The following is an 11,075-nucleotide window of genomic DNA, read 5'->3' as shown; positions in this document are numbered from 1 at the left end:
CCACCACCACCACCACCACCACCACCACCACCACCACCACCATTGCCGCTTCCACCACCTTTTCCACCGGACCCCGACCCACCCGACGACGACCCGCCGCTTGTCGCGCCGCCCGCCGCACCGTTCGCGCCGCCACTCCCCGCTGCAGCGGCCCCCGCGGCGGCGCCACCCGAACCGCCCCGTCCGCCGTTTTGTGCGTACGGCCCGCAGTTATCCTGATGACCGAAACACTCTCTGGGTGTGAACACGAGCGCTGCATCGTCGGCAACACTCGCGGCGCGCTGTTCGGGCACACCCGATTCGCCCGTGCCGGGCGGTGCGCTCACGGCGCCGCTGCTGGCCGGCAAGGTTGCGTCCGCAACCACCCACTGTGCAATCCCATCTGCACCGGACGCCGCGTGCGCAGGCATCACCGCGAGAATCACCACGCCGACTGCGAGCGTCACCGCACCCTGCAGCAGCAAATCGTAGTGCGTCGCAAGCTTGTTGGTCTTCATCGCACTTCTCCCCGGAATCGCCAGCCCGCTCGCTGCCGTTCCTGTGCGCCGGTCTTATCGGCCGGCGGGCGCGTGACGGCGCCGTCACGCAACCCGCTGACCTTGACTGCCCCGTAGCGTGTGCTCCGCGCACGCGATGCCGCGCGAAGTCTTCCTTTGAATCGCCGGACCAAGCACCACCGGCGCGCCTGCCGGTGTCCCGATCATGCTGTAGTTCGTTGCTGACCCCGGCATACGCTCTTTAGCGACAAACATGCCATTGCCCGCAAAGCCGCGCGGTGAGCGGAACGCGCTGCTCACGCATGTTTGTCACACGCGTAAAACGCCGAAAAACGTTTCGGCGCTGAAACGGCAGCGGAGAAATCAGCGGGCGGGAGGGTTCATGCGCCGCGTTGCAGCGCGCGCAGCTGATCGATCGGGATGTGACAGCGGATGCGATGACCGCCGCCGGCATCGAGGTAGGGCGGGTCTTGCTGTTCGCAGATCGCGCCGAGCTTGCGCGGGCAACGCGTATGGAACACGCAGCCCGAAGGCGGCGAGGCGGGGCTCGGCGGTTCGCCTTCGAGGCGAATGCGTTTCATCGGCGGCTGTGCGGTGTCCGCCTCGAGCGTCGGCACTGACGACAGCAATGCTTCGGTATACGGATGATGTGGTCCATCGAACACAGCCGCGGCCGGGCCGATTTCGAGCAGCCGCCCGACATACAGCACCGCAATGCGATCCGACAGATAGCGCACCACCCGCAGATCGTGCGAGATGAACACGTAGCTGACGCGATGCTCGCGCTGCAGATCGGCGAGCAGATTCAGAATCGCGGCCTGCACGGAGACGTCGAGCGCGGAGGTCGGTTCGTCGCAGACCACCACGCGTGGATCGCCGGCGAATGCGCGGGCAATCGCCACACGCTGCTTGAGTCCGCCGGACAGCTGGCGTGTGCGCGCGCCGAGATAGCGGTCCGGCAAACGCACGGCGGCGGCCAGCGACGCGAGCCGCTGGTCGCGGGCGAGACCATGCAGCGCGGTGAGCCGCGACAGCGCGCGGCCGATCAGCCGCTTGACCGAATGCGCGCGGTTCAGTGCCGAGTCCGGGTTCTGGAACACGATCTGCAGCGACTTCACCTGTTCGTCGTTGCGGCGTGTGACGCGCGACGGCAGCGGTACGCCGTTGAGTTCGAGCGAGCCGCCTTCGTCCGGTGCGATCAGGCCGAGCAGCATCTTCGCGAGCGTAGTCTTGCCGCTGCCCGATTCGCCGACGAGGCCGAGCGTCTCGCCGGCTGCCAGTTCGAGCGATACGTCGTCGACGGCGCGCAGTGAGGTGCCCGATGCGTTGAAAGTCTTTGAGATGCGTTCGGCGCGTAGCACGAGTGCCGGTTCGTGAGTTTGCGCCGCGGCGCCCGATGCGGCCATGTTTGGCTCGGCGCTGTGTGAGGCGACGGCGTCCGATGCAGCGGTGTCGCCCGCGGCCGAATCAGTAGCAAAGGAACCCGTAGCAGCACCCGGCACAACCGCACCCGGCAGCACAGCATCGCCGGTCGCAACAGCATCGCCGGCCGCAACAGCGCCCGGCACAGCATCACCCGCCGCAACAGCACCCGCCGCAACAGCACCCGCCGCAACAGCACCCGGCACAGCAGCGGTGGTCCGCGGCAACTCCGCCGCCCGCTCGTGATAATGACACCGCGCCATCTGATCGCCATGCCGCGCGCTCATCCGATACGGTGGCGGTGCGTCCCGGCGGCAGCGGTCATCCGCCAGCCGGCAGCGTTCCGCATACACGCAGCCGCGTGCGATCGAACCCGGTAGCGGCAAGCTGCCCGCGATCGTATCGAGCCGGTCGGTGTCCTTGCTGCGGCCGATGCCCGGCAGGCAGCGCAGCAAGCCCACCGTGTACGGATGACGCGGCCGCGCGAACACATCGCGGGTCGCGCCTTCTTCGACCAGCTTGCCCGCGTACAGCACGCCGACGCGTTCGCACATCTTGCCGATTACCGCGAGGTTGTGGCTGATAAACAGCACCGCCGTGCCGAACTCCTTGCGCAACTGCGCGACCAGCTCGAGCACTTCGGCTTCGACTGTCGCATCGAGGCCGGTAGTGGGCTCGTCGAGAATCAGCAGCGCAGGGTTCGACGCGAGCGCCATCGCAATTACGACGCGCTGTTGCATGCCGCCCGACAACTGGTGCGGATAGCTTTCCATGACGCGTTCGGGCGCCGCGATCCGTACGCGCCGCAGCATCTCGAGCGCGCGCGGCAGTGCCTCGTCATAGCTGGCGCCGGCTACTTCGAACGCTTCCGCCACCTGGCGCGCAATCGTCAGCGAAGGGTTCAACGCCCGCGAAGGATCTTGATAGACCATCGAGATTGCGTTCGCGCGCAGTTCGCGCAGCGCGGTGGCGTCGAGCTCGTGCACATCCTCGCCGGCAATCGCGATGCGTCCGGCCTTCACGCGGCCGTTGCGCGGCAGATAGCGCAGCACCGCCATCGCGACCGTCGATTTGCCGCAGCCCGATTCGCCGACCAGCCCATACGCTTCGCCGCGCCGCACGCGAAACGAAACGTCCTGCAGCACGTCGCGGTCGCGGCCGCGCACGCGGTATGCGACCGTCAGGCCGACGATGGTCAGCGCGTCGGAGCGGTCGCGCTTCGAAACGTCGAACGCGGGGAACGCGGCGGCGGGCGAGGCGCTCATCGGTCGATCACTCCTTGCACGCTGTCGGCGATCAGGTTCACACCGACCACCAGCGTGGCGATCGCGGCCGCGTCGAACACGACGGTCCACCATGCGCCGCCCGCCATCAGCGTGTACGACTCGGATAGCGCGAGGCCCCAGTCGGCCGAAGGCGGCTGGATGCCGAAGCCGAGAAACGACAGGGTAGCGACCGAGAAGATCGCATAGCCGAGCCGCACGGTTGCTTCGACGATGATCGGCGGCAGCACGTTCGGCAGGATTTCCGCGAACATGATGTACGGCGCGCGCTCGCCGCGTAGCTGCGCGGCGGCGACGTAGTCGAGATGGCGCTCCGCGAACACCGCGGCGCGCACCGTGCGCGCGGTGATCGGCATGAAGGTGATGCCGATCACGAGGATCACGGTCAGGTTCGATGCGCCCACTGCGGCGAGCGCGAGCAGCGCAACGATCACCAGCGGCAACGCGAGCACGGCATCGATTGCGCGGCCGATCACGTGGTCGACCCAGCCGCCGAAATAGCCGACCACAAGGCCGAGTGCGGTGCCGGTGACGGTGCCGACCAGCGTCGCGAGCGGCGCGATGGTCAGGATGTCGCGCGCGCCGACGATCACGCGCGAGCACACGTCGCGGCCGAGCTGATCGGTGCCGAACCAGTGCGTGTGATCGGGCGGCAACAGCGAATTCAGCGGATCGGATGCGTACGCGTCGTGCGGTGCGATCCATGTGCCGGCGATCGCACAGACCACCCACCACAGCAGGATCAGCGCGCCGACTACGAAGCTCGGCGAGCGCAGCAGGATCAGCAGCCGCTCGTAGCGCGGTTCCTGCGCACGCGGCGGCGTTGGCGTCGGCGCCTCGCCGACCGGCTGGGCCGGCGCCGGCGAAGTATCGGGCGTGGCCGTACTCATTCGTCGCCCCCCGTACGCAGCCGCGGATTGAGCGCGACATGCAGCGCATCCGCGATGAAATTCGCCACCGTATAGACGATCCCGACCATCAGCACGCCGCCTTCGAGCATCGGAAAATCCTTGGCTTTCGCGGCGTTGAAGATCAGCGAGCCGATGCCTTCGTAGTGAAACAGAGTCTCGACCACCACCAGCCCGCCGATCATATAGCCGAGCTGCGTCGCCGCGACGGTGATGGTGGGCAGCAGCGCATTGCGCAACACATGCCGCATGATCACGATATGCGCCGGCAAGCCTTTGAGAATCGCGGTGCGGGTGTAGTCGGCGTCGAGCGCTTCGACGGTGCCGGCACGTGCCATCCGTGCGATATAGCCGAAGAAGATGAACACCAGCGGCAGCACCGGCAAGATCAGATGCCGCAGCTGTTCGAACACGCCCGCATCGGGCGGCGCGGTGGCTTCGATCGGCAGCCAGCGCAGCCAGATGCCGAAGATCAGGATCAGCACGATCGACGACACGAACTCCGGCACCACAGTGGCCGACAGCCCCGCGATGCTGATCGTGCGGTCGAGCCAGCGGCCTTCGTGCAGCGCGGCCCACACGCCGCCTGCAATGCCGAGCGGCACCACGACGATAAACGCGAGCAGGCCGAGCTTCGCCGAATGGGCGAGCGCCGCGCCGACGAACGGCGCGACCGGCTGGCGGAATGCATACGACTCGCCCAGGTCGCCGCGCAGCAGATGCGTGATCCACTGCACGTATTGCGTGAGGAGCGGCCGGTCCGCGCCGAGCTGATGATTGAGTGCGGCGACCGCGCGCGCATCGGCCAGCGGCCCGAGGATGGCGCGACCGATATCGCCGGGCAGCAGCTGCCCGCCAGCGAACACCAGCACCGACAGCAGCCACAGTGTGACCAGCGCGAGCGCGGCACGGGTGGCGAGGAAGCCCGCGACGCGGGCCGCGTTGCCGGTTGAAGCGCGCGTGATCGGGGAAGCGGTGGTCGACATCGGAATTCCTGTTCAAACGGCGGCCAGAGCCTGCATCTTCATCTTCGCGACGCGCAAGCGCTCGCGCAGGCCACTCAGGCCGACAGCACCACGCGGTCGAAATACAGCTGCGCGAGCGCCGTGAAGCGCACGCCGTTCAACTGCTTGCGCGCGGCGATCAGCTGATCGTAGAAGAACGGAATGATCACCGGCGTTTCGTCGAGCAGCAAGGTCTGGATCTGCGCGGAGTATTTCTTTTGCGTGGCAATGTCGAGCGCGGCATCGAAATCCGCCACCAGCTTGTCGTATTGCGGATTCTGGAAGTGCGCAGCATTCCATGTGCCCGTGCTGGTCAGCGGCGCCTTCAGGAACACGTTCGGCACGCCGCGCGCGCCGTAGTCGGTGATGCCGAGCGGTGAATCGAGCCAGTCCGATTTGCCCGGCACGCCCGCGCCGTAGTACAGCGACTGGCTTTCCACTTTCAGCGTGATGCGCACGCCGATCGCCTTCGCGGCGTTCTGTACGACCACCGCGAGGTCGGGCAACTCCATGTACTTCTCGGTGGTCAGCGTGATGTCGAAACCGTTCGGCACGCCGGCCTGCGCGAGCAACTGCTTCGCCTTCGCGACATCGAGCTTGCGTTGCGGCACGCCTGCATCCGACGACGGAAACACCGGCGCGAACGGGCTGTCGTTGCCGAGCTGCGCGCGGCCGCGGAACAGGCCGCGCACGATCACGTCGCGGTCGAGCGATAGCGCGAGCGCCTGACGCACGCGCTTGTCCTTGAACTGCGGGCTGTCGTTGCGCATGTGGATCTGCCGGTGCGCGCTCGATTTCACGCCGATCACCTTGAAATCCGGATTGTTCAGGATCCCCTGGCCGCCTTGCACGGTGAAGGTGCCCATCATGTCGGCCTGGTGGCCTTGCAGCGCGAGGATCTGCGCCTGCTGGTCGGCGTAGAAGGTGAACTGCAGGCGTTGCGGCAGCGCTTTTTCGCCCCAGTAGTCAGGATTTCGCACGAACGATGCGCCGACTTTCGGCTGGTATTTCTCCAGCTTGAAAGCACCGGTGCCGATGAAGCTTTTCTCGTAGTTTCCCGCGTAGTCCGCCGGCAGGATGATCGCGTTGTAGTTGTCCGACGAAACGTAGTACGGGAAATTGCCGGTCGGCGCGTCGAGATGGAACGCGACGGTGTGCGCGTCGACCACCTTCGTATTGCCCTTCGACAGCACGCCCTTGAACACTGACAGCGCGGCCGAGCCGCTGGCCGGATCGGCGAGGCGATCGAAGGTCGCGGCCACGTCTTTCGCGGTGAACGGCTGGCCGTTGTGGAACTTCACGTTGTCGCGCAGCTTGAAGGTCCATACGTCGCCCTTGTCGTTCGGCTGCCATGACAGCGCGAGCGCGGGGCGCAGCATCAGCTTTTCGCTGTCGTCGTCGACCAGAAACTCGCCGGTCTGGTTCAGCAGCGCGAGGCTGCCGGCGTCGGTGACGGTGAGCGGATCGACTGCGCCTGCCGGCACCAGATGGGCGATGCGGATGGTCTGGTTGGCCGCGCCTGGTGTCTGTGCGCGCGCCGTGCGCGTCAGGCCGAGCCCGGTTCCGGCGCCCGCCAGCGACAGGCCGATGACGCTCGCGTAGCGCAGCAGTTCGCGGCGCGACAGGCGGCCTGCGCGGAATTCGTCGATGGCATGGTTGCCGTAGGGATCTGCCGTGCGGCGGGAGGCTTCGAGCGCGTTACGTAGAGGCGCGGGAATCTTCATCGATGGATAGTCCGGTCCGTTCTGATGGACGCCGGGCGAACTTCGCGCGCTTGCGTGCGACTTCGTGCGGCGGTGCGAGCGGTACTGCGACGATGGGTTGTGTGGGGCTCAGTGTAAGCGATTGACCGGCGGATCGGCGCGTTGCGGGCGCGATCCGCCATTGCGAAGCCGGCAAAGCAGGGCGGCTTGTCTCGCGCAGACAACGTTTGGTGCGAGGCTAACCGGTTGCGGCTTTTGCTGCAGCGGCGAAAGTGCTGTTGCGGCTGCGCGTTGCTGGCGGTGCTTCACTGCGTTTAGTCTTGATTCATTTAACGCGTCGCCGGCACGCGTCGCCAGCGGTGAAACAGGATCGAGCCGATCCAGCACGCCATGAACAGCGCGACGATGCCATAGCCGATGGTGCCGAAGCGGTCGTTGACGGCGGCCACCGCATCCCACGCGCCGCCCGCGAAGCCGAGCTTGTCGGCGATCAGCCCGAGCGCTTCGATGCCGCCGATCGCAATCGCCACCACCGCCGATACGAACGTGATGCTCGCGTTGTAGTAGAGCTTGCGCTTCGGGTCGTCCATCGCCCAGCCGTACGCGTGCACCATCAGCACGTTGTCGGTCGAATCGACCAGCGTCATGCCGGCGGTGAAGAGCGCCGGGAACACGAGGATCGAATAGAGCGGCAGGCCCTTGTCGGCCTGCGCGGCAGCGATCGCGAGCAGACCGATCTCGGTGGCGGTGTCGAAGCCGAGGCCGAACAGCACGCCGACCGGGTACATGTGCCAGCTTTTCGTGACGAGCCGGAACAGCGGGCGCAGCGCGCGCGACAGCAGGCCCGCGGGAGCGGCTGCGTCGGCTTGCGCAGCGCTGATCGGCGCGTCATGCGGCGTGCGCCGGTAGCGGCGCCACACGTCGCGCAGAATCACGAGGTTCACGCCGGCCAGCACCAGCAGAAAGCTTGCTGACACCAGTGTGCCGAGCGTGCCGCCCACCGCCTTGAATTCGTCGAAGCGGCCGTGCAGCGACAGCGCAGTCAGCGCGATGCCGAGCGTGGCCGCGATCACGATCGTCGAGTGGCCGAGCGAGAACGCAAGCCCGACGCTCAACGGCCGCTTGCCTTCCTGCATCAGCTTGCGCGTCACCGCATCGATGGCGGCGATGTGGTCGGCGTCGACTGCATGGCGCAAGCCGAAGCCGTACGCGAGCAGTGCGGTGCCAAGCAGCAGCGGATGGTGGCGGAACGCGATCAGCGCCCACGCCCACGCGGCGAGGTTGGCGCTGATCAGTACCGCGTACAGCGGCACCAGTTGGCGGGTCGACAGGCGCAGGCGCGAGGTGACGTTGGCGGTCGGCGTCATCAGCAGAGAGCAGGTGTCAGTGATCGTGCGGGTGCTTGTGGATCGGATCGACCCAGTACACGGCTTCGGGCTGTTCGACGGCATCGATGTTCAGGTTGACCACCACCGCTTCGTTGTCGCTGCGCACCAGCACGCATTCGAGCGGATCGTCGGTGCTCGCGTTGATCTCCTGATGCGGCACGTACGGCGGCACGAAAATGAAATCGCCGGGGCCGGCTTCGGCCGTGAATTCGAGGTGCTCGCCCCAGCGCATCCGCGCCTGGCCGCGCACCACGTAGATCACGCTTTCGAGCGCGCCGTGATGATGCGCACCGGTCTTCGCGTTCGGATGGATCGTCACGGTGCCGGCCCAGATCTTCTGCGCGCCGACCCGTGCTGCGTTGATCGCGGCCGCGCGGTTCATGCCGGGCGTCTGCGCGGTGTTCGTGTCGAGCTGGTCGCCGCGGATCACCTTGACGCCGTGCTCGCGCCAATCGACCGGCTGCGCGGCAGCGTCGTCGTGATCGTGATCGTGATCGTGATGATCGTGGCTCATGGTTCGTCTCCTGGTGCTGCCGGTGCGCGGCGGTGGGCTGCTACGCAGTTCGTCGATTGTTGCACGGCCAAAAATGAGTCGCGGCGCGAGCGCTCTGTGCTCACATAACGCCGCATATGAAAAAGCCCGTTCGCAACGAACGGGCTTCGGTCAAACAGCAGCGCAGCTTACTTGTGCTTCGAATTGATGATCGCTTCGGACACGTTGTTCGGCGTTTCAGCGTAGTGCTTGAACTCCATCGTGTACGTCGCGCGGCCTTGCGTCAGCGAACGCAGCGAGGTCGAGTAGCCGAACATCTCGGCCAGCGGCACCTCGGCGCGCACCAGCTTGCCGCCGCCGCCCGCGATGTCTTCCATGCCCTGCACGATGCCGCGCCGGCCGGACAGGTCGCCCATCACGTTACCCATGAAGTCTTCCGGCGTTTCCACTTCGACGGCCATCATCGGCTCGAGCAGCACCGGCTTCGCCTTGCGCATCGCATCCTTGAACGCCATCGAACCGGCCATGCGGAACGCGTTTTCGTTCGAGTCGACGTCGTGGTACGAGCCGAAAGTCAGCGTGACCTTCACGTCGACCACCGGGTAGCCCGCCAGCACGCCGGCCTTCAGCGTGTCCTGGATGCCCTTGTCGACCGCCGGAATATATTCGCGCGGAATCACGCCGCCCTTGATCGCGTCGACGAACTGGTAGCCCTTGCCCGGATCCGGTTCCAGCGAGATCACCGCGTGACCGTACTGGCCGCGTCCGCCCGACTGCTTGACGAACTTGCCTTCGACGCCTTCCACCTTGGTGCGCACGGTCTCGCGATACGCGACCTGCGGCTTGCCGACGGTGGCTTCCACGCCGAATTCGCGCTTCATCCGGTCGACCAGAATTTCGAGGTGCAGCTCACCCATGCCGGAGATGATGGTCTGGCCGGATTCCTCGTCGGTGGCGACGCGGAACGACGGGTCTTCCTGCGCGAGACGGTTCAGCGCGATGCCCATCTTTTCCTGGTCGGGCTTGGTCTTCGGCTCGACCGCCTGCGAGATCACCGGCTCCGGGAAGATCATCCGTTCGAGGATGATGATTTTGCCCGGATCGCACAGCGTGTCGCCGGTGGTCGCTTCTTTCAGGCCGACTGCCGCCGCGATGTCGCCTGCGCGCACTTCCTTGATTTCCTTGCGCTCGTTCGCGTGCATCTGCAGGATCCGGCCAAGGCGTTCCTTCTTTTCCTTGACCGCGTTGTAGACCGTGTCGCCCGATTCGATGACGCCCGAATACACGCGGAAGAAGATCAGCTGGCCGACGAACGGGTCGGTCATGATCTTGAACGCGAGTGCGGAGAACGGTTCCTCGTCGCTCGGATGACGTTCCGCCGGTTTGTCGTATTCGTCGTGGCCGAGAATTGCGGGCACGTCGACGGGCGAGGGCAGATAGTCGATCACCGCGTCGAGCATTGCCTGCACGCCCTTGTTCTTGAACGCGCTGCCGCATAGCATCGGCACGATCTCGTTGGCGATCGTGCGCTTTCTGAGCGCGGCCTTGATCTCTTCTTCGGTCAGGCTTTCGTGGTCTTCGAGATACTTCTCGAGCAGTACTTCGTCTGCTTCGGCAGCGGCTTCAACCATCTTGCCGTGCCATTCGTGCGCGAGCTCGACCAGATTTTCCGGGATCTCCCGGTACTCGAACTTGATGCCCTGGCTCTCGTCGTCCCACACGATGGCCTTCATCTTGACGAGGTCGACCACGCCTTCGAAGTGTTCTTCAGCGCCGATTGGAATCTGGATCGGCACCGCGACGCCCTTCAGGCGCTCGCCGATTTGCCGCTGCACGCGGAAAAAGTCTGCGCCGACGCGGTCCATCTTGTTGACGAACGCGATGCGCGGCACCTTGTACTTGTTCGCCTGGCGCCATACGGTCTCGGACTGCGGTTGCACGCCACCGACCGAGTCGTACACCATGCACGCGCCGTCGAGCACGCGCATCGAGCGCTCGACTTCGATGGTGAAGTCGACGTGGCCCGGCGTATCGATAATGTTGATCCGGTGTTCCGGATAGTTGCCGGCCATGCCCTTCCAGAACGCGGTGGTCGCGGCCGACGTGATCGTGATGCCGCGTTCCTGCTCCTGTTCCATCCAGTCCATCGTGGCCGCGCCGTCGTGAACCTCGCCGATCTTGTGAGTCACGCCGGTGTAGAAGAGGATGCGCTCGGTGGTGGTGGTTTTACCAGCATCGATGTGGGCGCTGATCCCAATGTTCCGATAGCGCTCAATGGGCGTCTTGCGGGGCACGTGAGCCTCCATGAAATAGCGCGCCGGCTCAGGCCTCCGGACGGCGCTTCACAGCGTGTCCGGACGGTTGCGGCGCGACTGAC

7 protein-coding genes and 1 pseudogene are annotated in these 11,075 nt (G+C 65.9%); all 8 read right to left on the bottom strand.

The window, feature by feature from the left end; all coding sequences use genetic code 11:
* A pseudogene (locus tag ACYVNQ_RS05950) lies at window positions 1-497 on the bottom strand (hypothetical protein); the annotation flags it as partial.
* 380 nt (window positions 498-877) lie between these two features.
* Window positions 878-3,184, bottom strand: a complete 2,307-nt coding sequence (locus ACYVNQ_RS05945; RefSeq protein WP_460901387.1) for a dipeptide ABC transporter ATP-binding protein — start codon at window positions 3,182-3,184, stop codon at window positions 878-880.
* A complete protein-coding gene (locus tag ACYVNQ_RS05940) occupies window positions 3,181-4,092 on the bottom strand; it encodes an ABC transporter permease (protein WP_460901385.1) in 912 nt (303 codons plus the stop codon). Before ACYVNQ_RS05940 ends, ACYVNQ_RS05945 begins: the two co-directional genes overlap by 4 nt.
* Window positions 4,089-5,096, bottom strand: a complete 1,008-nt coding sequence (locus tag ACYVNQ_RS05935; RefSeq protein WP_460901383.1) for an ABC transporter permease — start codon at window positions 5,094-5,096, stop codon at window positions 4,089-4,091. The genes ACYVNQ_RS05940 and ACYVNQ_RS05935 overlap by 4 nt, the downstream gene beginning before the upstream one ends.
* Window positions 5,097-5,170: 74 nt before the next feature.
* On the bottom strand, window positions 5,171-6,838 hold the full coding sequence (locus ACYVNQ_RS05930) for an ABC transporter substrate-binding protein (RefSeq protein ID WP_460901381.1): 1,668 nt from the start codon (window positions 6,836-6,838) through the stop codon (window positions 5,171-5,173).
* A gap of 308 nt (window positions 6,839-7,146) precedes the next feature.
* On the bottom strand, window positions 7,147-8,184 hold the full coding sequence (locus ACYVNQ_RS05925) for a HoxN/HupN/NixA family nickel/cobalt transporter (RefSeq protein ID WP_460901379.1): 1,038 nt from the start codon (window positions 8,182-8,184) through the stop codon (window positions 7,147-7,149).
* A gap of 16 nt (window positions 8,185-8,200) precedes the next feature.
* Window positions 8,201-8,719, bottom strand: a complete 519-nt coding sequence (locus tag ACYVNQ_RS05920; protein WP_460901377.1) for a cupin domain-containing protein — start codon at window positions 8,717-8,719, stop codon at window positions 8,201-8,203.
* Between the two features lie 167 nt (window positions 8,720-8,886).
* The gene (gene fusA / locus ACYVNQ_RS05915) at window positions 8,887-10,992 is read right to left on the bottom strand and encodes an elongation factor G (RefSeq protein ID WP_460901375.1); all 2,106 of its coding nucleotides are present in this window, start codon (window positions 10,990-10,992) and stop codon (window positions 8,887-8,889) included.
* Window positions 10,993-11,075 lie beyond the last annotated feature (83 nt).

The sequence above is a fragment of the Paraburkholderia jirisanensis genome (genome assembly GCF_054782355.1).
This window is presented reverse-complemented; position numbering and strand designations above follow the sequence as displayed.